The 24,160-nt window shown below is 71.6% G+C and carries 22 protein-coding genes; 11 read left to right on the top strand and 11 right to left on the bottom strand.

Going from position 1 to position 24,160, the window contains the following annotated elements; genetic code table 11:
• Positions 1-82 precede the first annotated feature (82 nt).
• Genes VA613_RS00455 through VA613_RS00425 form a run of 7 tightly spaced genes read right to left on the bottom strand, consistent with a single transcriptional unit; the run spans position 83 to position 7,000 of the window.
• Positions 83-1,849, bottom strand: coding sequence for a BatD family protein (locus VA613_RS00455; RefSeq protein WP_324779903.1), 1,767 nt, complete (start codon positions 1,847-1,849; stop codon positions 83-85).
• A complete protein-coding gene (locus VA613_RS00450; protein ID WP_324779902.1) occupies positions 1,846-2,751 on the bottom strand; it encodes a tetratricopeptide repeat protein in 906 nt (301 codons plus the stop codon). Before VA613_RS00450 ends, VA613_RS00455 begins: the two co-directional genes overlap by 4 nt.
• Complete coding sequence (locus VA613_RS00445) at positions 2,748-3,701, bottom strand: VWA domain-containing protein (protein ID WP_324779901.1); 954 nt, start codon at positions 3,699-3,701, stop codon at positions 2,748-2,750. The genes VA613_RS00450 and VA613_RS00445 overlap by 4 nt, the downstream gene beginning before the upstream one ends.
• Positions 3,692-4,663, bottom strand: a complete 972-nt coding sequence (locus VA613_RS00440) for a VWA domain-containing protein (RefSeq protein ID WP_324779900.1) — start codon at positions 4,661-4,663, stop codon at positions 3,692-3,694. The genes VA613_RS00445 and VA613_RS00440 overlap by 10 nt, the downstream gene beginning before the upstream one ends.
• Complete coding sequence (locus tag VA613_RS00435) at positions 4,660-5,121, bottom strand: DUF4381 domain-containing protein (protein WP_324779899.1); 462 nt, start codon at positions 5,119-5,121, stop codon at positions 4,660-4,662. Before VA613_RS00435 ends, VA613_RS00440 begins: the two co-directional genes overlap by 4 nt.
• Positions 5,109-6,011 carry a DUF58 domain-containing protein gene (locus VA613_RS00430; RefSeq protein WP_324779898.1) on the bottom strand — a complete coding sequence of 301 codons (903 nt, stop codon included), beginning with the start codon at positions 6,009-6,011 and terminating at the stop codon, positions 5,109-5,111. Before VA613_RS00430 ends, VA613_RS00435 begins: the two co-directional genes overlap by 13 nt.
• Entirely contained in the window at positions 6,008-7,000 is a 993-nt protein-coding gene (locus VA613_RS00425; protein WP_324779897.1) for an AAA family ATPase, read from the bottom strand. The genes VA613_RS00430 and VA613_RS00425 overlap by 4 nt, the downstream gene beginning before the upstream one ends.
• Positions 7,001-7,158: 158 nt before the next feature.
• On the opposite strand from VA613_RS00425, the gene VA613_RS00420 reads away from it, so the two are divergent.
• The 4 genes from VA613_RS00420 to VA613_RS00405 are packed head-to-tail and all read left to right on the top strand — an operon-like array spanning position 7,159 to position 12,229.
• Positions 7,159-8,190: an efflux RND transporter periplasmic adaptor subunit gene (locus VA613_RS00420; protein WP_324779896.1), complete on the top strand. Its 1,032-nt coding sequence runs from the start codon at positions 7,159-7,161 to the stop codon at positions 8,188-8,190.
• A 7-nt stretch (positions 8,191-8,197) separates the two neighbouring features.
• Positions 8,198-9,958 (top strand): ATP-binding cassette domain-containing protein, encoded by a 1,761-nt coding sequence (locus tag VA613_RS00415; RefSeq protein ID WP_324779895.1) that lies wholly within the window; start codon positions 8,198-8,200, stop codon positions 9,956-9,958.
• Positions 9,955-11,106, top strand: coding sequence for an ABC transporter permease (locus VA613_RS00410; protein ID WP_324779894.1), 1,152 nt, complete (start codon positions 9,955-9,957; stop codon positions 11,104-11,106). Before VA613_RS00415 ends, VA613_RS00410 begins: the two co-directional genes overlap by 4 nt.
• A gap of 13 nt (positions 11,107-11,119) precedes the next feature.
• A complete protein-coding gene (locus tag VA613_RS00405) occupies positions 11,120-12,229 on the top strand; it encodes an ABC transporter permease (RefSeq protein ID WP_324779893.1) in 1,110 nt (369 codons plus the stop codon).
• 12 nt (positions 12,230-12,241) lie between these two features.
• Here VA613_RS00405 and VA613_RS00400 read toward each other — a convergent pair whose 3' ends face one another.
• A complete protein-coding gene (locus tag VA613_RS00400; protein WP_324779892.1) occupies positions 12,242-14,449 on the bottom strand; it encodes an EAL domain-containing response regulator in 2,208 nt (735 codons plus the stop codon).
• A 22-nt stretch (positions 14,450-14,471) separates the two neighbouring features.
• Positions 14,472-16,352, bottom strand: a complete 1,881-nt coding sequence (locus VA613_RS00395) for a HAMP domain-containing sensor histidine kinase (protein ID WP_324779891.1) — start codon at positions 16,350-16,352, stop codon at positions 14,472-14,474.
• A 275-nt stretch (positions 16,353-16,627) separates the two neighbouring features.
• On the opposite strand from VA613_RS00395, the gene VA613_RS00390 reads away from it, so the two are divergent.
• From VA613_RS00390 to VA613_RS00365, 6 genes are all read left to right on the top strand, one after another.
• Positions 16,628-17,599 (top strand): D-alanyl-D-alanine carboxypeptidase family protein, encoded by a 972-nt coding sequence (locus VA613_RS00390; protein ID WP_324779890.1) that lies wholly within the window; start codon positions 16,628-16,630, stop codon positions 17,597-17,599.
• 82 nt (positions 17,600-17,681) lie between these two features.
• Positions 17,682-18,638: an AEC family transporter gene (locus VA613_RS00385; RefSeq protein ID WP_324779889.1), complete on the top strand. Its 957-nt coding sequence runs from the start codon at positions 17,682-17,684 to the stop codon at positions 18,636-18,638.
• Entirely contained in the window at positions 18,635-19,513 is an 879-nt protein-coding gene (locus tag VA613_RS00380) for a 2-hydroxy-3-oxopropionate reductase (RefSeq protein WP_324779888.1), read from the top strand. Before VA613_RS00385 ends, VA613_RS00380 begins: the two co-directional genes overlap by 4 nt.
• Positions 19,510-19,851 carry a Rossmann-fold NAD(P)-binding domain-containing protein gene (locus VA613_RS00375; protein WP_324779887.1) on the top strand — a complete coding sequence of 114 codons (342 nt, stop codon included), beginning with the start codon at positions 19,510-19,512 and terminating at the stop codon, positions 19,849-19,851. Before VA613_RS00380 ends, VA613_RS00375 begins: the two co-directional genes overlap by 4 nt.
• Positions 19,852-19,900: 49 nt before the next feature.
• Positions 19,901-21,355 carry an NAD-dependent succinate-semialdehyde dehydrogenase gene (locus VA613_RS00370; protein ID WP_324779886.1) on the top strand — a complete coding sequence of 485 codons (1,455 nt, stop codon included), beginning with the start codon at positions 19,901-19,903 and terminating at the stop codon, positions 21,353-21,355.
• The gene (locus VA613_RS00365; protein WP_324779885.1) at positions 21,352-22,245 is read left to right on the top strand and encodes an arginase; all 894 of its coding nucleotides are present in this window, start codon (positions 21,352-21,354) and stop codon (positions 22,243-22,245) included. The genes VA613_RS00370 and VA613_RS00365 overlap by 4 nt, the downstream gene beginning before the upstream one ends.
• A gap of 11 nt (positions 22,246-22,256) precedes the next feature.
• Here the strand turns inward: VA613_RS00365 and VA613_RS00360 are convergent, their stop codons facing one another.
• Both VA613_RS00360 and VA613_RS00355 read right to left on the bottom strand, forming a co-directional pair.
• A complete protein-coding gene (locus tag VA613_RS00360) occupies positions 22,257-22,736 on the bottom strand; it encodes a rhodanese-like domain-containing protein (protein ID WP_324779884.1) in 480 nt (159 codons plus the stop codon).
• Positions 22,737-22,761: 25 nt separating this feature from the next.
• Positions 22,762-23,412: an MBL fold metallo-hydrolase gene (locus tag VA613_RS00355; RefSeq protein ID WP_324779883.1), complete on the bottom strand. Its 651-nt coding sequence runs from the start codon at positions 23,410-23,412 to the stop codon at positions 22,762-22,764.
• A gap of 30 nt (positions 23,413-23,442) precedes the next feature.
• On the opposite strand from VA613_RS00355, the gene VA613_RS00350 reads away from it, so the two are divergent.
• On the top strand, positions 23,443-24,081 hold the full coding sequence (locus VA613_RS00350; RefSeq protein WP_324779882.1) for a HEAT repeat domain-containing protein: 639 nt from the start codon (positions 23,443-23,445) through the stop codon (positions 24,079-24,081).
• Positions 24,082-24,160 lie beyond the last annotated feature (79 nt).

The following is a 24,160-nucleotide window of genomic DNA, read 5'->3' as shown; positions in this document are numbered from 1 at the left end:
AAGACCGCCGGCGACAGGGCACGCCGCGCGGCCGGCCTTTCAACTCTAGGCGCCCATCGGAAATTCGGGCCGGGCGAAGCCTTCAGGGATACAGCCCCGCCAGCGCCGGCGCCGTGCCGGGCGTCGTCGTATCGGGCTCAGGCAGCGACTTGAGCGCCTCGGCCAGCGCGGCACCCTGCCACGTCCCGCCCGCGTAGCAGACGCGGTCGAGTTCCTTCAAAAGTCCGCTCAGTTCGGCATCGCCGAGGCGCTGCGCCAGCCCCTGCAGCCCCAAGGGCGGCGCGTCGGGCCAGGCGGCGCGCGCCCACGCGAGGAGCGCGCGCCGCGCGGCCTGCGGGTCGCAGGCGTCGCAGGCCTGCCGGAAGGCCTTGCGAGCTTCTGCCGTTGCGACGCCGCGCGCCGCACGGGCGGCAGCGGGCGCTGCGGGAGCAGCGTTGCGCGCCCGCCTGCGGCTGATCCGCCAGGCGGCCAGCGTGCCCAGCCACAGCACGCCCAGGACCAGGCTCAGCCAGCGCCAGCGCGCGCCGTCCGCAGGGGCGGGCGGAGGCTGGATCGACACCGACGCGCCTGCGGACGGCGGCATGTTCGCGTTCTGGCTCGGCGGCACGGTCGCAGCGGACAGGCCGCCGGCGGCCGGCAGGACGTCGAGGGTGTGCGCCGGCAGCACGACTTCGCGCTGCAGGTTGCGGGTGGTGTCCCACCAGGACACGCGCAGCGCGGGAAGCGTGTAGCGGCCGGAACGGCTGGCGATCAGTGCGATGTCCTGGTCGCGCGTGCCGACGACGCCGTCGCCCTGCACGCCGGTGTCGAGCTTGGCCTGGTCGGGGTAGGCGCGCAGGCCGTCCGGCACCGGCATGATGACGCTGAGGTCGGGCAGCTGCGAGGCGGTGAGGCCGAGTGCGCTCAGGTGAAGGTGGCGCGTGATCGGATCGCCGACGCGCACCGGCCCCTGGTCGGGCTGCCACGTCTCGGTCAGCGTCACCTTCTGCGCGGGCAGCCAGTCGTGGCCTTTGCCGCTGGCGGGACGCGGGCGCACGTCGAGCACGATCGGGTCGCCGGCGATCCGGAGCGGGCGGGTCGCGCCCATCATGTTGCCGAACGGATTGCGGCCGAACACATTGCCGAAGACGCCATTCATGCCGAACGGATCGTTGCCGTTGGCGCCTTGCACCGCGGCGTTGAGCACCGGCCCGTCGAGGCGGATGCGGCCGCTGCGCTGCGGGAACAGGAGGTAGGTGCGCTCGACCACCTGGAAGGGCAGGCCGTCGCGCGTGGTCTGGCTCTGCCGGTCCTTTCCGAGTTGCTGCACGAGGACGTCGTTGCTCGGCTGCAGTTCGAGGCTCGCCTGGTAGAGCGGCTCGTCGGTATAGAGGCGCACGGTCAGCCTGACCGCGGCCTGCACATAGGGCTGCTTCTGGTCCAGCGTCGTCGTCAAAAAGACATGTTGCACGGCGCCGGCAGGCGCGCCGCCCTGCGCATTGCCGGTCGCGTTGCCGCCGACGGCCAGCGCCAGCGCAGGCGTCGTCTGGCCGTCCCACCGCAGCGACGGAACCTGCAGCGTGCCGCTGCGCTTCGGCATCAGCGTCAGCACGATCTCCGTCTGCGCCGACAGGTTGCCGTTGTTGATCTGGATGCTGGAGCCGGTACTGCGCCCGAGCACCTCGAAGTCCTGCCGCAATGGGCCGAGATCGGGCTGCCGGCCGGTCTCGCCGTCGTGGCGCAGCGTGAGTTGGACGGCTTCGCCGGCGGGCACCTGGTTCCGGTCGAGCCAGGCGGTGACCGCCGCCGACGCGGTCACGCTCAAGGCCCACAGGGAGAGGACGGCGAGCAGGCGGCACGGGGGATTCATCGTTGCGTTCCTTGCTGTCGGATCATGTGTTCGATCAGGAACTTGCGCCGCAGCAACCCGCCCGGATCGTCGGGGATGCGGCGCAGCCATTGGGCCTCGGCCAGCTGGCGTTCGCTGAGCGGTTCGTCGGCCGGGGCGGTGGTTTGCCCGGGCTGGCGCTGGCCGAGCGCAGCTTCGGCGTCGCTGCGGGCCTGCGCGGCTTCGCTCGCCGCCTGCTGCGCGCGCTTCAGGTCGCCGCCCGGCTGGCCGGCCGCAGCCTGCGCCCCCGCCTGCGATCGGCCACGTCCTGCCGGCTGTGCTTCGGAGCCTCGGGCCTGCTGCTGAGCTTGCTGCGGCTGGGCCAGTTGCGAAGCGGCGGCCTGACTCTGCGCCTGGCCGGGCTGGCTCTTCGCGGCGCCGCTGTTCTGCGCGGTACCGTTGTTCTGCCCCGACTGCCCCGACTGCCCGGATTGGCCGGACTGTTCAGCGTGAGCTGATCCGCCCTGTTTTTCCTGCTGCGGCGCGGGGGACGGCTTCTGCTGCCGCAGCGCGCGCGCAACCACGTCGCGGTTGTGGCGCGCGTCGCGGTTGCGCGGATCGCGCGCCAGCGCGGCATCGTAGGCGGCGATCGCCTCCTGCAGGTGCCCCGCGCGCGCCAGTGCATTGCCGCGGTTGTACTGGCTGTCGCTGTCGTCGAAGCCGGCGAGATCCTGCGCCGCGCGCGCGAAATTGCCGGCCTGCAGTTCCGCGTAGGCCCTGCGCCGCGGGTCCCGGAACAGGCGTGCCGCATCCGCCGGCCGGCCTTCGCGCAGCAGCTGCTGGCCGCGCTGCTCGTCGGTATGCCAGAGCGTGTCCCAGGCCGGGCTCGCGTGCGCCGCCGTGCCCCACGCCAGCAATCCCGCAAGCAGGAACAAGCGCCTCACAGCCACCCCCGCCGCGCGAGCATCGCCGCCGCCAGCAGCAGCACCGGCAGCAGCCACACGCCGCCGTCGAGCCAGTGCGCGACGCGGACGTCCTGCCGGGCCCGGGTCATGCCCGCATGGCCGGCGCTCGCCTGGAGGTCGCCGATCAGTGCCGGCACGCCGGCCAGGCCCGTGTAGCGGCCACCGCCGCGGGCCGCAAGCTGCCGCAGGCGGTCGACGTCGAGCGGTGCGGAATTCGCTGCGCGCACGAGGCCCGGTCCGCCGATACCGACGACATTCACCGCGACGCCCTGCGCCCGCAGCCTGCCGGCCGCGGCGAAGGCGGCAGCCGGGTCGGCGAAGCCGTCGGTGAGCACCACGACCTGGCCGGCCGCAGTCGCGGCGCCGGCCAACAGGCGTCCGGCGCGATCCAGCGCGGGGGCGAGCCGGTCGCCGGCGGTCGGCATGATGTCGGGCGCCAGCGGCGGCAGCAGCGCGCGCACCGTGGCAACGTCGTCGGTCAGCGGGGTCACCGTATACGCTTCATCGCTGAACACGACGAGGCCGACGCGGGCATCGCGCGCGCCGTCGAGAAGGTCGTCGACCGCGTAGCGGGCACGCGTGATCCGATTCGGCGCCACGTCGGTGGCGCTCATCGACGGCGACAGATCGAGCACCACCACCCAGGCCGCATTGCCGCGAAACGCCGGCGAGGGCGTGCGTTCCCAGCTGGGGCCGGCCAGCGCCAATGTCGCCAGCGTCCACGCCAGCACGAGCCAGGACCACGGCGAGCGCCCCGGCTTGCCGCCGCCATCGAGGCGCAGCGCCGGCAGCAGTTCGGCATCGATGACGTGCGCCCACGCGCCGTCGCGGCCGTGCCGCCGCGCCAGCCAGAACGCCAGCCCCCACAGCAGGGGAAGGGCCAGCAGCCAGGCCGGCCGCAGGAAGTGGAAGTCCTGCATCAGCGCCATCGTCCGCTCCACGCCACGGCCGGCACGCTCAGCAGCAGCGCGAGGCCGAGCGGCCAGACGAACCACTCGTCGCGCGGGCGATACCACTGCTCGCGGGCGGCGCTGGGCTCGAGCTGATCGATGCGCGCGTAGACCTGTTCGAGCGCATCGGCGTCGGTCGCGCGGAAGTATTCGCCGCCCGTCGTCTTCGCGATGAACTTGAGCGTGTCCTCGTCGAGATCGCTGTCGCCGCCGCCGAGCCCGAAGAAGCCTGCCTGCGCATCCGAGCCGACGCCGATCGTGTAGATGCGCAGGCCCGCCCGCGCCGCCATCCGCGCCGCCTCGGCCGGCGGCATCGCGCCGGCATTGCTGCTGCCGTCGGTCAGCAGGATCAGCACGGTATCGCCCTTGCGGCCGGTCTGGCTGCGGTCCGCCTGCAGCCGCTTGATCGCGAGGCCGATGGCGTCGCCGATCGCCGTCTGGGTGCCGGCGATGCCGACCATCGCCTCGTCGAGGAAGCGGTCGACGGTGGCGAGGTCGGGGGTAAGCGGCGCCTGCAGGTAGGGGCGGGTGCCGAACAGGATCAGGCCCACCTGGTCGCCGTGGCGGCGGCGGATGAAATCGCCTGCCACCTTCTGCACGACCTGCAGGCGCGTCGCGCCGCCGGCCATGTCCTGGCTCGCCATCGAGCCCGAGACGTCGACCGCCAGCAGCAGGCGCCGGCCGGTCGCGGCGACCGGCAGCGGATCGCCCAGCCATTGCGGGCGGATGGCGGCGAGCACGAGCAGCAGCCAGACGAGGGCCAACAGGAGCCGGCGCGACCGCGGCCACGCATGCCCGGTCGGCAGCGCGCCCTCGGTCACGCCGGCGGCGAACGGCAGGAACAGCGCGCCGTCCTGCGGCTGCGCGGGGGGCAAGCGGCGTGCCGCGAGCCAGGGCAGCGGCAGCGCGAGCAGCATCCACGGCCAGGCGACATGGATCATCGGCGCGCTCCCAGGAAGCCGCGGGCGCCCTTGAGCCAGCGCGCGCGGTCGGCCGCCGCCGGACTGCCGTAGGCCGCGCGCAGCAGCGCCGCTCCGGGCGGCCCGGCGAGTTCCTTGCCGCCATGCTCGGCAACGAAGGCGAGCCAGGCGGCGCCGCTCAGGCGCGCGACGGCCTCCCGGCCATAGGCGGCAACGGCGTAGCGCCGCATCAGCTGTTCGAGCGCACCCGCGAGGCGAACGTCGTCGTCTGACGCGGCTTCGAGCTGCTTGAGTTCGCGCAGCGCGGCCCGGCGCAGGCGCGCCGCAGGGCGCCGCCAGCGGAGGAGCGGAATCGCGACCGCCAGCACCAGCAGCAGCGCGACGCCCCACCATCCCGGCGCGGGCGGCCACCACCCCGGTGCCGGCGGCGCATGCGGCGGCGCCAGCTGGGTGAGCCAGTCGGCGTTCAGGCCGCCCATGCCGCATCCCGCAGCAGCGGCGGCAGCGCCTCGGCCACCGCGTCCGCGGTATCGAGCCGTGTCAGCGGCACGCTGAGGCGCACCGCGAGCGCATCGAGCCGCTGCTGCCGCGCCGTCCATTGCGCCTGCCAGGCGCGCCGGCTGCGCTCGCCGTCGAGCCAGCCGACGCGGCCCGGTACGCCGGCGCGATAACGTCCGGCGGGCAGGCCGCTGCGTTCGAGCGCGTCGGTCAGCGCGAGCAGCCGGCAGTCGCCGTGCGCCGCCAGCGCAGCCAGCTCCGCCTCTGCGCGGTCGTCCAGCGCGCTGAAGTCGCTCAGCACCAGCACCAGGCTGCCCGGCTGGACCAGCGGCCGCAGCGCGACGAGCGCGGCTGCGAGACTGTTGGTCGGGGGCACGCCGGGCGCGCGCGGCTGCATGTCCACCAGCGCCTCGAGCGCCGGCAAGACGCCCGCCTCGCGGCCGCGCGGCGGCAGGATGCGCGGCTCCGCCTCGGCGTTGGCGACGAGTGCGCCAAGGCGGTCGCCGCCGAGCACGGCCACCCAGGCCAGCAAGGCCGCCGCGCGCAGCAGCAGCGCGGACTTCAGCTGGCGGCGGCTGCCGAAATGGAGGCCGGCGTGCAGATCGGCGAGCAGCCACACCGGGCGCTCGCGCTCCTCGCGGAAGAGCTTGGTGTGGGGTCGCCCGCGCCGCGCGGTGACGCGCCAGTCGATCGCGCGCACGTCGTCGCCGGCGACGTAGGGCCGCACCTCGTCGAACTCGAGGCCACGGCCGCGCTGCGCGCTGCGGTGCGCCCCCTGCAGCCTGGCCAGCGCGGGCCGCCGCGCGTGCAGGCTGAGCCCGTGCGCAGGGCCGCGCAGGGCGACGAGTTCGGCGAGCTCGGGCAGGATCACGGCGCCGGCACCTGCTGCAGCAGCTCGGCCACGCACTGCTGGGCGGTGACGCCGCGCGCCTGCGCCGTGTAGTCGAGCAGCAGGCGGTGGCGCAGCGCGTCGGGCGCGATGGCCTGGACGTCGTCGGGGCTGACGTAGTCGCGGCCGTCGAGCCAGGCCAGCGCGCGCGCGCCGCGCTCGACGGCGATCGCCGCGCGCGGGCTGGCGCCCCAGCGCAGCCACTCGGCAAGGCCGGCGCTGTACTTTTCCGGGCTGCGCGTCGCCTCGACCAGCGCGGCGATGTATTCCGCCACCGCCGGCGCCAGCGCGAGGTCGAGCGCCTCGCGGCGCGCGGCGAACAGCATGTCCTGGCTCAGGCGGCTCGCCGGCAGCGGCAATTCGCGCGCCTCCCGCGCCTCGCGCCGGGCCAGTTCCATGATGCGCAGCGTGGTGGCGCGGTCGGGATAATCGACCTGGACGTGCAGCATGAAGCGGTCGAGCTGTGCCTCCGGCAGCGGATAGGTGCCCTCGTGCTCGATCGGGTTCTGCGTCGCCATCACGAGGAACAGGCGCGGCAGCGGATAGGTGGCGGCGCCGACGCTGATCTGCCGCTCGGCCATCGCCTCGAGCAGCGCCGACTGCACCTTGGCGGGGGCGCGGTTGACCTCGTCGGCGAGGATCAGGTTGTGGAACAGCGGCCCGCGCTGGAAGTGGAAGGCGCCGTCCTCGGGCCGGTAGATGTCGGAGCCGGTGAGGTCGGCCGGCAGCATGTCCGGCGTGAACTGCAGGCGCTGGAAATCGCCCTCGAGGCCGTGGGCCAGCGCCTTGATGGCGCGGGTCTTGGCCAGGCCCGGCGGCCCCTCGACCAGCAGGTGGCCGTCGGCCAGCAAGGCGACCAGCAGGCGCTCCACCAGTCCTGCCTGGCCGAGGATCTGGTCGTTGAGATAGGCGCGCAGGCCGGCGAACGCGGCGCGCGCGGGGGTGCGGGGTAGTGCGGTTTCGGCGTCCACGCGTGTCCTTCCGATGCGACTCGTTGAATGGCCTGATAGAGAAACGCGGCGCACGCCCGAAGTTCCCGGGACGATGGCCGGGCACGCGCCATGCGCCGCCGAACTGCCCTATCATGGCCGGGGCGAACCCAAGGACGAACGCCTGTCAAAGGACGTACATGAAGAACAAGCGCATCCCCATCCTCATCGTCGCCGCCGTCGCGGTGGCGGCCGGCGTCGGCTGGTTCCGCCACAACGGGGCGGCGCCGGAGCATGCGCTGACCCTGCACGGCAACGTCGACATCCGCCAGGCCGAGCTGGCGTTCAACGCCAGCGGCCGCATCACGCGCATCCTCGTGCAGGAAGGCGACCGCGTGAAGGCCGGGCAGCTGCTCGCCGTGCTCGACACCGAGCGCCTCGCGCTCGCGCTGAAGCAGGCCGAGGCCCAGACGGCCGCCCAGCGCGAGGTGGTCGCCCGCTACCGCGCCGGTTCGCGTCCGGAGGAGATCCGCCAGGCACGCGCCCAGCGCGACGCGGCGCAGGTCGGCCTCGCCGATGCCGAGGCGACGTTGCGGCGCCAGACCGATCTGGTCGCGCGCCATTTCATCTCGCAGCAGCAGGCGGACACGGCGCGCTTTGCCCGCGACCGTGCGCGCGACCAGCTGCAGGCGGCAGAGGCGTCCCTGCACCTGGCCGAGCTCGGCCCGCGCAAGGAGGACGTCGCGGCCGCCCAGGCGACGCTGGCCGCCAACGAGGCCGCCGTCGGCGTGCTGCGGCGCGACCTGCAGGAAGGCGAGCTGCGCGCGCCCTCGGCCGGCGTGATCGAGAACCGCATCCTCGAGCCGGGCGACATGGCGTCGCCGCAGAAACCGGTGTTCACGCTGGCGCTGACCGACCCGGTGTGGGTGCGTACCTGGCTCGCGGAGCCGCAGCTAGGCCGGGTTCCGGTCGGCGCGCGGGCGTGGGTGCAGACCGACAGCCACCCCGGCAAGCGCTACCGCGCCTGGGTCGGTTACGTCTCGCCGAGCGCCGAATTCACGCCGAAATCGGTCGAGACGAGCGAGATCCGGTCGAGCCTCGTGTACCAGGCGCGCGTGTTCGTCTGCGAGGGGCAGGGCGAGCTGCGCCTGGGCATGCCGGCGACCGTGACCGTCCCGCTCGACCAGGCAGCCCCGGCACAAGGCGCCGATCCCTGCGCCGACGCGCGCTAGGCGCCGCATGGACGACGCCCCGATCCTCGAGGCCGCGGATCTGGCGAAGGCCTTCGCCGCCGGCGGCCGCCGCACCGAGGCGCTCGCCGGCGTGAGCTTCGCGATCCGTCCCGGCGCGATCACCGGCCTCATCGGCCCCGATGGCGCCGGCAAGACCACGCTGATGCGGCTCGCCGCCGGACTGCTGGTTCCCGACGCCGGGCGCATTCGTGCGCTCGGCCTCGATTCCACCCGCGATTCGCTCGCGGTGCAGGCGGCGCTCGGCTACATGCCGCAGCGCTTCGGCCTCTACGAGGATCTCAGCGTGCAGGAGAACCTCGACCTCTACGCCGACCTGCAGGGCGTGCCGAAGGCCGCGCGCGCGGCGCGCTACGCCGAGCTCATGCACATGACCGGGCTGGGGCCGTTCAACCGGCGCCTGGCCGGCAAGCTGTCGGGCGGCATGAAGCAGAAGCTGGGGCTCGCCTGCACCCTGGTGCGGGCGCCGCGCCTGTTGCTGCTCGACGAGCCCACCGTGGGCGTCGATCCGGTATCGCGGCGCGAGTTGTGGGCGATCGTCGACCGCCTCGTCCGCGAAGAGGGGATGAGCGTGCTGCTGTCGACCGCCTATCTCGACGAGGCCGAGCGCTGCCAAGCGGTGATCCTGCTGAGCGAAGGCCGCATCCTCGACCAGGGGCCGCCGCAGGCGATCAGCGCCCGCATGGCCGGGCGCACCTGGGCCGTCTCCACCCCGGGCGGGGGCCCGCGCGGCCTGCAGCCCCGTCTCGCCGGCCACACGGGCGTCGTCGACGCCCTGGTCCAGGGCGATCACGTGCGCGTCGTGACGCAGGCGGGCGTGGACGCCGCCGCACTCGGCGCGCTTCCCGGCCTCGAGGCTGCACGCATCGAGGCGGTGGCGCCGCGCTTCGAGGACGGCTTCATCGACCTGCTGCGCCCAGGCGCGAGCGAGGCCGCGCCCGCGCTCGCCGTCGCCCCGCTGGCGGGTTCCGCCCAGCGCGGGGCAGACGGCGCGCCGGTCATCGAGGTCGATGGCCTGCGCCGCCGCTTCGGCAGCTTCTGGGCGGTCGACGGCGTGAGCTTCCAGGTCCGGCGCGGCGAGATTTTCGGCCTTCTGGGCGCCAACGGCGCCGGCAAGTCGACCACCTTCCGCATGCTGTGCGGCCTGCTCCCTGCCAGCGGCGGCCATCTTCGCGTGGCGGGGCTGGACCTGCGCCACGCGGCGGCGGCGGCGCGCGCGCGCATCGGCTACATGTCGCAGAAATTCTCGCTCTACGGCAACCTCAGCGTCGCGCAGAATCTCGACTTCTTCGCCAGCGCCTACGGACTCGCCGCGGCGCAACGCGCGCAGCGGCGCGACTGGGCGCTGCGGGAATTCGAGCTGGGCGACCACGCGGATCGGCTGTCCGCCGATCTCTCGCTCGGCCACAAGCAGCGGCTGGCGATGGCCTGCGCGCTGATGCACGCGCCGGAGATCCTGTTCCTCGACGAGCCGACCTCCGGGGTCGACCCGCTGGCGCGGCGCGAATTCTGGCAGCGCATCAACGCGCTCGCGCACGCCGGCGTGACCATCATGGTGACGACCCATTTCATGGAAGAGGCCGAGTACTGCGACCGCGTCGCCATCATGGCCGCCGGCCGCATCCTGGCGATGGACGAGCCGGCCGCGCTGAAGGCCGCGGCGCGCACGGCGGAATGTCCCGCGCCGAGCATGGAGGATGCCTTCGTGCGACTGGTCGAATCCGCCCCGGCAGCGGAGCAGGCTGCGTGAGCGCGCCGCAGCGCACGGCGGCCCCTCGCGGCGGCCGCCTGATGCGGCTGAAGGGGCTGGTGCGCAAGGAGTTCCTGCAGATCGTGCGCGACCCGAGCAGCATCGCGATCGCCTTCGTCATGCCGATCTTCCTGCTGGTGCTGTTCGGCTACGGCGTTTCGCTCGACGCCGACCACGTGCCGGTGGCGCTCGTGGCGGAACAACCCTCGGCCGACACCGCGGACTTCCTGGCGAGCCTCGAAAGCAGCCACTACTTCGCGCCGATGCGCGCACTGACGCTGGCCGATGCGGAAGAGGCGCTGCGCGAAGGCAAGGTGCGCGCGATCGTCCGCCTGCGCGCCGATTTCGCCGAGCGGCTGCGGCGGCCGGACGGCGCCCCGATCCAGCTCATCGTCAACGGCGTCGACGCCAACACCGCCCGCCTCACCCAGGGCTACGTCGAGGGCGCCTGGGGCAACTGGCTGGCGCGGCGCGCCGCCAGCGCGGGACAGGCGTTCGCCGCGCCGGTCGAGCTGGTGCAGCGCATCTGGTACAACCCCGAAGTGCGCAGCCGCAACTTCCTCGTGCCCGGCCTGGTGGCGATCATCATGACGCTGATCGGCACGCTGCTGACCGCGCTGGTGATGGCGCGCGAATGGGAGCGCGGCACGCTCGAGGCGCTGCTGGTGACGCCGGCGAGCATGAGCGAGGTGCTGCTGGGCAAGATCGTCGCCTACTTCGTGCTCGGCACCGGCGGCATGCTGCTGACCGTCGGCCTCGCGGTGGCGCTCTTCGACGTGCCGCTGCGCGGTTCGTTCTGGCTCCTGTGGACCTGCGCCTCGCTGTTCCTGCTGGCGGCGCTCGGAATGGGGCTCGCCATCTCGACCGTCGCGCGCAACCAGTTCGTCGCCGGCCAGATCGCCATCATCGGCACCTTCCTCCCCGCCTTCCTGCTCTCCGGTTTCATCTTCGACATCGACAGCATGCCGGCGGTGGTGCAGGGCGTCACCCACATCGTGGTCGCGCGTTACTTCGTCTCGATCGTGCAGACGCTGTTCCTCGCCGGCGACGTGTGGGCGGTGGTGCTGCCCAACGCCCTGGCGCTGCTGGCCATGGCCGCGATCTTCCTCGGCATCACCTGGCGCAAGTCCAGGAAGCGGCTCGAATGAAGGGGACGACCGCATGCTGATCCGCCTGCTCGCGCTGATCCACAAGGAATTCCTCGCCCTGCTCAAGGATCCGCGCAGCCGCATGGTGCTGATCGTGCCGCCGATGATCCAGCTGCTGGTGTTCGGCTACGCCGCCACCTACGATCTCAAGCACGTCCCCTACGCGCTCTACAACGAGGACAGCGGCGCGGCGGGGCGCGAGCTGGTGGCGGCCTTCGACGGCGCCCCGACGTTCCGCCGGGTCGCCACCCTGCACGCGGCGGGCGAGATCGCGCCGCGCGTGGACCGCCGCGATGTACTGGTGGTGATCCATCTCGGCCCCCGTTTCAGTGCCGACCTGCAGTCGCACGGCAGCGCGCCGCTGCAGGTCATCGTCGACGGCCGCAACTCGAACACGGCAATGATCGTGCTGGGCGACGTCCGGAGCATCGTCGAACGGTTCAACCGCGAGTGGGCGGCGTCCCACGGGCTGGCCGCGGCGCCGGCGCGCCTGGAGACGCGCGCGTGGTTCAACCCCAACCTGGAAAGCCGCTGGTTCTTCATCCCCGGCCTGGTCGGCATGCTCACGCTGGTGGTGACCATGCTGGTCACGGCGCTGACGGTCGCGCGCGAGCGCGAACAGGGGACCTTCGACCAGCTGCTGGTGACGCCGCTGCGGCCCGCCGAGATCCTGCTCGGCAAGGCACTGCCGGGCTTCCTGATCGGCATGGTGCAGGGCACGGTGATCCTGCTGATCGCGACGCTCTGGTTCAAGGTGCCGCTGCTGGGCAGCCTGCCCGCGCTCTACGGCGGGCTCGCCCTGTTCCTGCTGTCGGGCGTCGGCGCCGGGCTGCTGATCTCCGCGCTGGCGGTGACCCAGCAGCAGGGCCTGCTCGGCGCCTTCCTGTTCATGGTGCCGGCGGTGATCCTGTCGGGATTCGCGACGCCGATCGCCAACATGCCGCCGCTGGTCCAGGCGATCACGCTGATCGACCCGCTGCGCTATTTCCTGGTGATCCTGCGCAAGGTCTTCCTCGAAGGCGCGGGCTTCGACGTGCTGACGGGCCAGCTATGGCCGATGGCGGCGATCGGCGTGGTGACCCTGAGCCTCGCGAGCTGGCTGTTCCGCCACCGCCTCTATTGAGCGCGGGCCGCTTCAGCTCGCCGCGCGCTGCACGCCGTGGGCGAAGCCGGGGCCGTGCTGGCCCAGCATGACCGTCGCAGCGTGGCCCGAGAGCGGCGGGCTGCAGTAATGGCCCTGGATCTCGTGGCACTGCATCTGCTGCAGCCGGGCGAGCTGGGATTCGGTCTCGACCCCTTCGGCGATGACGGTGAGATTCATGCCGCGCCCCATCGCGATCATCGCGTTGACGATGGACAGGTTCTCCTCGCGGTCGAGATCCTGCACGAAGGACTGGTCGATCTTCAGCGTGTGGATGGGGAAGCGCGACAGGTACTTGAAGGAGCTGTAGCCGGTGCCGAAGTCGTCGATGGCGAGGCGGATGCCCGCGGCGGACAGCCGCCCGAGCTTGATGGCGTTGGCCTCGAAGTCGCGCATCAGCAGGCTTTCGGTGATCTCCAGCTCCAGCTGGCGGCCGTCGAGCGCGTAGACCTGCACCGCGCGCATGACGCTGTCGACGAAATCGGGGCTCTCGAGCTGCCGCGCCGAGATGTTGACCGACAGGCGCATGGCCGGCAGGTCCGCCTTGCGCCATTCGGCCAGCTGGGCGCTGGCCTCGCGCAGCACCCAGTCGCCGATCGGCACGATGACGCCGGACTCCTCGGCGACCGGGATGAAGTCGGCCGGCGTGAGCAGGCCGCGCTGCGGATGCCACCAGCGCAGCAGGGCCTCGAAGCCGCGGACCTCGCCGCTCACGGTGTCGACCTGCGGCTGGTAGAACAGCACGAACTCGTTGCGCGCCAGCGCGCGGCGGAGATCCGCCTCGATCTGCATGCGCTCGGAATAGGGCGCCTGCATGCCCGGCTCCCAGAACTGCAGGCGGCTGCGGCCGTGCGACTTGGCCTGGTACATGGCGATCTCGGCCTGGCGGATCAGGCTGTCGATCATGTCGCCGTCGTCCGGCGACACGCAGGCGCCGATGCTCACGGAAATGTAGATCTCGTGGCCCTTCACGTAGACCGGCTTCGACAGCACCTGGATGACCTTGCGGCAGATGTGCTCGACGTCGCTGCGCGAAACCAGGGTCGGCAGCAGCACGGCGAATTCGTCGCCGCCCAGGCGCGCGAGCGTGTCGCCCTCGCGCAGGCACTGGCGCAGGCGGGCACCGACGGCGAGCAGCAGCTCGTCGCCGATGGTGTGGCCGAGCGAATCGTTGATGACCTTGAAGTGGTCGAGATCGAGGCTCAGCACCGCGAGCGGCTTCTGGTTGCGCTTGGCCTGCGCCAGCATGAGGCCCAGATGGTCGCGGAACAGCGCGCGGTTGGGCAGCCCGGTGAGCAGGTCGTGGTAGGCCTGGTAATGCACGGTCTCCTCGGCCTGCTTGCGCTCGGTGATGTCCTTGGCGACGCCGTAGCTGCCGATGAAGCGCCGCTCGAACGGGCCGGCCTCCTCGTCGTACATGCCGGTCGCGGTGAGCTCGACGCACTTGCAGCGGCCGTTCATCAGGCGCGGGCGGCGCATGCCCGGGTTGCACTTGAGGCGGATCTCGATGTTGCGCGCATTGCGGTCGCCGGCGCGGCGCTCGTTGAAGATGTGCTCGGCGCGCACCAGGTCGTCCTCGTGGATCACCAGGCTGTAGTGCTGTCCGAGCAGTTCCTCGCGGCGGTAGCCGAGCAGGCTCTCGACACGGTCGTTGACGAAGGTGAAGCGGCCTTCGCAGTCGAGCGTATAGATGAAATCGGGCGAGCTGTTGACGAGGAAGCGGTGCCATTTCTCCGACTGTTGCAGCCGCTGCAGGATGTGGTTGTTCTCCTTCTCCAGGCGACGACGCGCCAGCGTGTTGTCGAGGCGGCGCAGCAGTTCCTCCGGCTCGTAGGGCTTGCGCACGAAGTCGGCGGCGCCGCCGCGCAGCGCGCGGATCGCGGCGTCGATGGTGCTGTCGCCGGAGACGACGATGACCGGCGTATCCGCGCTGCGGTCGGCGACGAAGCGCAGCACTTCGTTGCCGTTGAGGTCCGGCATGCCGAGGTCGAGCAGGATGGCGTCAAACTGCTGCTTGCCGATCGCGATCAGCGCGTCGCAGCCGCCGTTGGCCGTCACCACGTCGTAGTCGCGGGACGTCAGCAGCCGCTCGAGACCCTCCAGGATCAGGGGCTCGTCGTCGACCACCAGCAGGCGCGGGCGTACCGGAAAGGCGCTGACCGTGCTGCGCTGCGGATCGGATTCAGTGGGATCGTCGGACACGGTGTTCTCCTAAATGCGCGGGTTACATCGACCCGTAGCGTGTATTCGTGGATGGAGCCTGGCCGTTCTGCAGCGTCGGGACGCGGATCACGAAGCGCGTTCCCTGCGGCGTGCTGGTGCAGCTCAGCTGGCCGTTCATGCGCTCGACCAGGCCGCGGCTGATCGCCAGGCCGAGGCCGGCATGGTCGCCGCCCTTCTCGCTGATGACCGGTTCGAACAGATGCGAGGCCACCGACGGCGGCAGGCCGGGCCCGGTGTCCGCCACCTCGATCTCGATCTGGCGCTGACCGTCGGCGATGATCTGGCGCGTCATGAACCTCAGATGACCGCCGGCGTGCATAGCCTCGACGGCATTCTTCGCCAGGTTGAACAGCACCTGCTTCAGCAGGTCCTTGTGCAAGGGCACCGGCGGCACGTCGGGATTGAGATCGATCTGCACGTTGATCTTGTTCGGCGTGAACAGCGTCCCGAGCGCCATCCGGACCAGCTCCGAGACGACGCTGTTGACCGACACCAGCTCGAGGGCCGGAGCCGGCGTCACGGCCTCCTCGGCCACGGTGATGCCGCGCACGATGCGCGCGACGCGCTCGATCTCGTCGCCGATGATGCCGAGGTCGCGCTGCACCGTCGAGTCCGCGCCCAGCCGCTCGGACAGGAGGTTGACGTAGTTGCGCATGATGGTCAGCGGGTTGGCGACCTCGTGCACGGCGCGGCGCACCCGGTCGCGCGGAATGTCGTCCGCCGCCGGCGCCGGGGTTTCGGCGGGCGCGGGCGGCAGCGCCACGGCGACGACGGCAGCGGGCTGCAAGGCTTCGCCGCATTCGCTCAGGGCACCACGCCACAGCGGCGAGACCCCGAGGTCGGGAAGCGGATCGCCCGCCACCAGCACGCCGGTGCGACCGTCATGCAAGGCCAGCGGCTGGCACAGGAAGCGCGTCACGCCGAGCAGCCGCGCGATCTGTTCGTCGGCGAGCGCGGCATCGGGCGCACCGCGCTCGAACTGTTGCGACGCATGGCGGGCCAGCGCGCGCGGCAGCGCGGAATGGCCGTCGTCGGGGGGGATCGCCAGCGCCGCAAGCCCGGCCACCGCCGGCAGCAGAGGCGTGATGCGCAGGCTGCCGTCCGGCGCGGGCGCGAACACGCCGGCACGCTCGACGCCGAAGAGCGCCCGCAGCGCGCGCTGCAACAGGGCGTACGCCTCGTCGGGCGCGCCGTGCGCGCGGCGGAAATAGCCGTGCAGCGCGGCCTGCGCAGCCTGCCCCGCGTAAAGCCGTGCGAGGCGGTCGTAGCCGGCGCCCGACGCCGCCGTCGGCGCATCGACGATGCCGAAGCGCGCGGCCTGCTGGCGCGCCTGCGTCTGGCTTTCCGCCAGCAATTGCGCCGCTTCGCCCGCGCCCAGCTGCAGCGCCGCGAGGGCGGCGCGTACGTCGACGCTGTCGACCGCGTCGGCCCGCGTCAGCAACTGGTAGGCGAGCTGGACGATGCGCACCAGCGGATGCGCCGCGCGGCCGCGGGCCAGCGGCTCGGCGTGATAGCGCACCGCGTCGGCGAGCCAGCCGTCGCTGTCGAGCGCACCGAGCCAATCGGCGGCCTGCGCCGACGGCCCGGCACCGCCATCCAGGTATTCCGCGAGATTGTGGGAGAGGCCTGCGGTCCAGGCCGCCTCGGCGTCCGCCGCGCCGGAACGCACCGCCAGCGCCTGCGCCAGGTACGCGACGGCGACGGACTGGCGCCAGCGTGCCGGGTAACCAGGCTGCGTCGCGACCGGCACCGCCATCAGCATGGCGTGCAGCAGCTCCGGCTCGGCCGCGAAATCGGGGGCCAGCAGCCGCACGCGCAGGGCGAGCACGGGATCGTGGCGCAGGCAGGCGGAAAGCTCCGCCTCGGCGCTCTCGCCACGCATCAGCTGCTCCAGCGCTTCGGCCACCACCCCGGGGGCACAGGCACACGCTGTTAGCTCCGATTTCTTTAGTAAATTATTTGAAAGTTCTCCCATGTCATTGCTATATATAACTAATTCTGTTAAACCGTCAATCCAGAGGTGGAGATTATTCGGGTGCCGCGCGCGAACTGTTGTTTTCAAGTTCTGCGCTGCGTGTCCGTATTTCATCTAGGGTGATACATTCCCGGCTATTTTTTAGCATTCCCGGTAATTTTTTGAGCAGGGCGCGAATGAACATGAAAGCTGTACTGACCGGATTGATCTTGCTGTGCGTGCACACCGGCGCGGCCGCGCTGGACGGCTCGGCGTCCGAGCGCTGGAGCGACCAGAACGCCCCGTCGCAGCCCGCCGAGCATGGGGCGCGCGACATGCCGCCGCTACCCGAACTCAGCGCGCAGTCGGCGCTGGTGTTCGACCAGGCGAGCGGCCAGCCGCTGCTCGAGAAGAACGCCACGCTGCAGACGCCGATCGCCTCGATCACCAAGCTGATGACGGCCATGCTGGTGATCAGCGCCGACCTGCCGCTCGACGAGCACATCACGATCACCAGCGACGACCGCGACACCATCAAGGGAACCGGTTCGCGGCTGGCGATCGGCGCGCGCTACACCCGCGAGCAGCTGCTGCACCTGGCGCTGATCGCCTCCGACAACCGCGCCGCCCACGCGCTGGCCCGTTCCTATCCCGGCGGCGTCGAGCGCTTCGTCGCCACCATGAACCGCACCGCGCGTGCGCTCGGCATGCGCGACACCGTGTACGTCGAGCCGACGGGGCTGTCCAGCAGCAACCGCTCGACCGCCCTCGATCTCGCCAGGCTCGCCAACTACGCCTACAGGAACTATCCGGAGATCCGCCACATCACCGCGACCGGCCAGTACACGCTGGGCACGCAGCGGGTGGTGCTGAAGAAGAAGCACCATCGTCCGGCGCGGGTCTTCTATCGCGCGGTCGCCTTCAACAACACGAACCGCCTGACGCGCATGGACGGCTGGCACATCGGGCTGTCGAAGACCGGCTTCATCAACGAGGCCGGCCACTGCCTGGTGATGCAGGCCCAGGTGGCCCAGCGCGACGTCATCATCGTGCTGCTCGACGCCACCGGCAACAACAGCCGCGCGCGCGATGCCATGCGCATCAAGGACTGGCTGGAAGAGTCCCCCGCGCCGCGCGGCAACGACGCGCGCTACACCGCGGCATCCCGCACCTGACCCCCTGACGCCCCGGGGCGCCTCGCGCGCCGGCGGCAATGCGGCGGTATGATGGGCGCCCCTGCCGTCCGCCGCCTCCCGCATGTCGTCCGAACTCGCGCAGCAACTGCTGCTTAAAACGCTGCTGCCGCTGGCGCTGCTGATCGCCGCCGGCGGCATCTGGCCGCGCTGGCAGTCCGGCATCTCGATCGTCGGCCTGCGCGGCGAGATCAACCGGCTGGTGCTGAACTTCTTCGCGCCCATGCTGTTCTTCGCCGCCGGCGCGTCGGCCACCGTCAACTTCAACCTGCTGCAGCTGCCGCTGATCCTCGGCACCGCCACCCTCGCAGGGCTCGGTCTCGCCGCGCTGGCGCTGTTCGCCACGCCGCTCGGGCGCGGCCTGTCGCGGCCTCAGCGCGGCGCCATCATGCTGGCATCGGGTTTCGGCAACGTGCTGTTCTTCGGCTACCCCTTCCTCACGACGGTGTTCGGCGAACGCGGCGGCCGCTACCCCTTCTTCGCCGACATGCTCGCGACCACGCCGCTGGTCTGGTCGCTCGGCGTCTGGATCGCCTTCCACTGCGGGCGCCACACCGAGCACGCCTCCTTCCTGCGGATGTGGCTGCGCCTGCCGCCGGTGTGGGGGTTCGCCGCCGGCATCGCGGTCAACCTCTCCGGCGCGGCGCTGGCGCCGCTGGTCGAGGCCGCGCGCTGGGCCGGCAGCCCGACCATCCCGCTGATGCTGTTCGTGCTCGGCCTCACGATTCCGTGGCACGATCTGCGCCCGCAAAAGGCCGTGGTCGTCGCCCTCGCGATCAAGCTCGCGCTGATGCCCCTGCTGGGGCTCGGCGTCGCGCTGGCATGGCCCGGCCCGCTTTCGGAGCTGGGCGAAGCCGGCGTGCTGGAGGCCGCGATGCCGACCATGGTGATGGTGATCGCGCTCGCCGACCGCTTCGGCCTGGACGCCCGCCTGGCGGGGCTGGTCATGGGCTGGTCAACCCTGGCGGGATTGGTTACGCTGCCATTCTGGCTTTGGTTGTTGAAGGGACTTGCATCATGAAGATCGGATTCATCGGCAGCGGCATCATGGGTCGTCCCATGGCGGAAAATCTGCTGCGGGCCGGCCATCAGCTCACCGTTTACGGCCGCCGCTTCGACCGCATCGAGCCGATGCTGGTGATGGGCGCGCTCGGCAAGGGCACGCCTGCCGAGGTGGCCGCCGAAACCGACGTCACCTTCACCGTCGTTTCCGACACCACCGACGTCGAGCAGATCATCCTCGGCGACCGCGGACTGGTGCACGGGGCCCGTCCCGGCCACATCGTCGTCGACATGAGCACGGTCTCGCCCGCCGCCACCCGCCGCATCGCGGCCGCGCTCGCCGAGCGCGGCGTCCACATGCTCGACGCGCCGGTGTCGGGCGGCGAAACCGGCGCCCGCGAGGGCGCGCTCTCGATCATGGTCGGCGGCGAGACCCCGATCTACGAGAAGGTGCGCCCGCTGTTCGAGATCCTCGGCAAGAACATCGTCCACGTCGGCGGCCACGGCGCCGGCCAGGTCGTCAAGTGCTGCAACCAGATCGTCGTCGGCCTCACCTTCGAGGGCGTGGCAGAAGCAATTTTGTTAGCGCGCCGCAACGGCGTCGACCCGGTGAAGATGCGCGAGGCGCTGATGGGCGGCTTCGCCGGCAGCCGCATCCTCGAGGTGCACGGCCAGCGCATGCTCGATTCCAACTACAAGCCCGGCTTCAAGGTCAAGCTGCACCACAAGGACATGGCCATCGTCATGGACAACGCGCAGGAAACCGCGACCCCGTTGCCCGGCGCGGCGCTGATCGCGCAGCAGATGAACGCGCTGATGGGCGCCGGCGACAGCGAGCTCGATTCGTCCGCCCTCATGCGCGCGCTCGAACGCCTGACCGGCGACGGCAAGTGAGCGCGAAGGAACGCGTCGTCTTCCTCGACCGCGCCGCCTTCAGCGCGGACGATCTGCCGATTCCGTGCTTCGACCACAACTGGAGCGAGTATCCGGCGACCGAGGCAGCCGACGTCGTGCCGCGCCTGTTCTGGGCGACGACCGCGATCACGCATGCGTGTCCGCTCGACGCCGCGGCGATCGGACAGCTGCACAAGCTGAAGCGGATCGTGGTGACGGGGCCCGCGGCGATCGATGCGGAAGCGTGCGGGACACGCGGGATCGCACTGTACGCCTTGCCGCCGGGGAACGCATCGGGATCCGCGCTGGTCGCATTGCTCGAAACGCTGGTTGCCTGACCCGGCCCGGCCGGGCGCCCGCGCGGGAACGATCCGTTCAGTCCACGCCATGAAGCTCGCCGACCCTTCCCTCTTCAAGACCCGGGCACTGATCGACGACAGCTGGCGGAACGCCTCCGACGGCACCCGCTTCGCCGTCCACAACCCGGCGACGAGCGCCCTTTTGGGCGATGCGCCGCGCTGCACCGTCGCCGATGTCGAGCGCGCCGTCGAAGCCGCCCACGCCGCCTTCCCGGCCTGGCGCGACCAGACCGCGAAGGCCCGTGCGCAGACACTGCGCCGCTGGTTCGACCTCATCCTCGCGCACCGCGACGACCTCGCCGTGATCATGGTGAGCGAGCAGGGCAAGCCGCTCGCCGAAGCTCGCGGCGAGATCGAATATGCGGCGAGCTTCATCGAATGGTTCGCCGAGGAGGCGCGCCGCGTGTACGGCGACATCATTCCGTCGCCGTGGGCGGACCGGCGCATGTTCACGCTCAGGCAACCCGTCGGCGTCGCGGCGCTGATCACGCCGTGGAACTTCCCGGCCGCGATGCTGACGCGCAAGGCCGGCGCCGCGCTCGCCGCCGGCTGCACGGTGGTGGCCAAGCCCGCGTCGCAGACACCGTTCACCGCGCTGGCGCTCGCTGAATTAGGACAACGCGCGGGCCTGCCGCCCGGCGTGCTCAACGTCGTCACCGGCGACGCCGCGACGATCGGCGGCGTGCTGACTTCGCATCCGCAGGTGCGCAAGGTGTCGTTCACCGGCTCGACCGCAGTGGGCAAGCAGCTGCTCGCGCAGAGTGCCGGCACGCTCAAGCGCGTCGCGCTCGAACTCGGCGGCAACGCGCCCTTCATCGTGTTCGACGACGCCGACCTCGACGCCGCGGTGGCGGGCGCGCTCGCGAGCAAGTACCGCAACAGCGGGCAGACCTGCGTGTGCGCCAACCGGGTGTTCGTGCAGGACACGATCCACGATGCCTTCGCCGAGCGATTTGCCGCGGCCGTGTCGCGACTGAAGGTGGGAGACGGCTTCACGCCCGGCGTCGAGACCGGACCGCTGATCAGCATGGCGGCTCTGGAAAAGGTCGAGGCGCACATCGCCGACGCGCTCGCCCACGGCGCGACGCTGCTCGCCGGCGGCGCCCGCCACACACTCGGCGGGCAATTCTTCCAGCCGACGGTGCTCGCCGGCTGCTCGACCGGCATGCGGGTGTGCCGCGACGAAACCTTCGGTCCGGTCGCGCCGCTGATCCGCTTCGCCGACGAGGCGGACGCGATCCGCAAGGCCAACGACACCGACTACGGGCTTGCCGCCTACGCCTACACGCGCGACGCCGGCCGCGCCTGGCGCCTCGCCGAGCGGCTCGAATACGGCATGGTCGGCATCAACGCCAGCTTGATCTCGACGGCCGAGGCGGCCTTCGGCGGCATGAAGCAGTCTGGCCTCGGGCGCGAGGGGGGACGCAGCGGCATCGACGCCTACCTGGAAACGAAGTACGTGAATCTCGGCGGGCTGGGGTGAACCGCGCTGCCCGCAACATCGTCGTCATCGGCGCCGCCAGCGGCGCCGGCGCGCCCGACCCGGCCACCGCCGAGGGGCCTGACGCGCTGCGCCGCTACCGCGTGTTCCACGACACGCCGCTGCAGCACGTCGAATGGGACGCCATCCTGCGGGTGCCGCGGGAAGCGGAAGACACGCCGCTGCACGCGGTCGCCGCGCTCGGCGCGCGGCTCGCCGCGGCCGTCGAGCAGGCGCTGCGCGACGGCCACTTTCCGCTGGTGGTGGGCGGCGACCACTCCTGCGCGATCGGCACCTGGAGCGGCGTCCACCGCATGCTCGCAACGCGCGGACCGCTCGGCCTGATGTGGATCGACGCGCACATGGACAGCCACACCTTCGCCACCACGGAGAGCGGGCAGATCCACGGCATGCCGCTGGCCGCGCTGCTCGGCCACGGCGACGCGGCACTCACGTCGATCGAGGGGGCCGAGGCCAAGCTGCTTCCCGAGCACGTGTGCCTGATCGGCGTGCGCAGCTTCGAGGCGGGCGAGGCGGCGCTGCTGCACCGGCTCGGGGTACGCGTCTTCGGCATGGACGAAGTGCGCGAGCGTGGCCTCGCGACAGTATTCGCCGAGGCGCTCGCGATCGTGCGGCGCGGCACCGCGGGCTTCGGCGTCAGCATCGATCTCGACGCGCTCGACCCGGCGGAGGAGCCGGGCGTCGGCACGCCGGTTCCGGGCGGCCTCAGCCGCGCGGAACTCGCCGCCGCGCTCGCTGGCTTGCGCAACGACGCGGCCTTCGTCGCGATGGAGATCGTCGAATACAACCCCCGCCGCGATCGCCGCCATCTCACCGCCGACGCCGCAGGCGCGCTGCTCGACGCCATCGCGCCGCCTGCGCGGCGAAGCTAGGCGGCCCCCGGCTACTCGATCGGCAGCCCGGCGCGCTTCCAGTTGACGAAGCCGTCGCGGTAATTGCGGACGTTCGTATAGCCGAGGCGGGCCAGCGTGTCGGCGGCGAGCGCGCTGCGCTGGCTGACCCCGCAGTACACGACGATGGGCGCCTGCTTGTCCGGCACGGCCGTCTCGATCCTGAACTCGAGCAGGCCGCGCGGGATGTTGAGGAAGTGCGGCGCCGCGATGTGGCCGGAGTCGTCCACCTCGGCCGGAGTCCGCACGTCGATGACTATGGTTTCCGGATGCGCCTTCAATTGCGCGAGGAAGCCGGCGGTGTCGAGTTGCGGCACCCGCGCGTTGGCGGCGTCGAGCAGTGCCCGCGCAGCCGGCGTGAGCGGCGGGGCTCCCGGCGGCGGAACGACGACCGCAGAAAGATCCTGCGCCTGCGCTGCGGCCGCCAGCAGCAGCACGGAAAACAGCGTATGCGACAGACGGGAAGGCTTCATCGCGCGCTCCTTGCAGAAGGGAAACTCAGGCGGAATCCTCTTCGGACGCCATGCCGACGAAAGGGTTCGCGCGGCGCTCGTGGCCGAAGGTCGACATCGCGCCGTGCCCGGGCACGAAACGCACGTCGTCGCCGAGCGGTAACAACTTCTCGCGGATCGCGGCGAGCAGCGCCGCATGGTTGCCGCGCGGAAAATCGGTGCGGCCGATCGAGCCCTTGAACAGCACGTCGCCGACGAAGGCGAGCCGCGCCTCGGGTGCATAGAACACGACGTGGCCGGGCGTGTGGCCCGGACAGTGCAGGACGTCGAAGTGGATCGCGCCCACGTCGACGCGGTCGCCGTCCTCCAGCCACTGGTCGGGCACGAGCGCCTCCGCCGGCGGAAAGCCGAACAGCTCGGCCTGCTGCGGCAGGCTGTCGAGCCAGAACGCCTCGTCGCGCTGCGGCCCGATGATGGGAATGCGGAGCGCGTCGCGCAGTTCGGCCGCCGCGCCGACGTGGTCGAGATGACCGTGGGTCAGCAGGAGCTTTTCCAGCGTGAGGCCGCGCCGCGCGACCTCGGCCAGCAGGCGCTCGGCCTCGCCGCCCGGATCGATCAGCGCGGCACGGCCGTGCGCGTCCCACACCAGCGAGCAGTTCTGCTGATACGGGGTGACGGGGAGGATGGTAAATTCCATGCACCGATTATCCGACGAATCCGCCGTCCCATGTCCGCCCCCGATGCGCTCCTGCTGATCTCGACCCACTGCCCGCACTGCCCGGCGATGCTCGCCACGCTCGCCGACCTGGTGAAGCAGGGGACGATCGGGCGCCTCGAAGCCGTCAACCTCGAACAGCATCCGGAGGTCGGGCAGGCGCTCGGCGTGCGCTCGGTGCCCTGGCTGCGGCTCGGCCGCATCGAGCTCGCCGGCGTCCACGGCAAGGCCGAGCTCGCCGACTGGGCGGCCAAGGCCGACAGCGAGGAAGGGATCGCCGACTGGCTCCACCTGCTCCTGAAGGAAGGCCAGCTGCCGCGCGCGCAGGCCGCGATCGAGGCCGACCCGGCACTGCTCGCCGCGCTGCTGCCGATCGTCGACAACGTCGAGGCCAGCCTCAATGTACGGCTCGGCGCGGGCGTGCTGCTGGAAACCTTCGCCGGCAGCGACGCGCTGCGCGCGCTGCTGCCGCGCCTGGGCGACCTGTCGCAGCGCGCCGACGCGCGGGTGCGCGCCGACGCCTGCCACTACCTCGGACTCACGGGCGACGCCGCAGCGAAATCGTGGCTGGAGGCACGTCTCGCCGACGAAGACGCCGACGTCCGCGAGATCGCGGCGGAGAGCCTGGAAAGCCTGGCGTCCGCCGCCTAGCTCCGGGCTGGCCCCACCCCGCCTTCGGTGCTATAGTCTTTGGCAACACCGCCCGGGCCTCGGCCCGGGCGGTTTTCAT

The organism is Thiobacillus sp. SCUT-2 (assembly GCF_035621355.1).
GTDB classification, from domain to species: Bacteria; Pseudomonadota; Gammaproteobacteria; order Burkholderiales; family Thiobacillaceae; genus Thiobacillus; species Thiobacillus sedimenti.
This window is presented reverse-complemented; position numbering and strand designations above follow the sequence as displayed.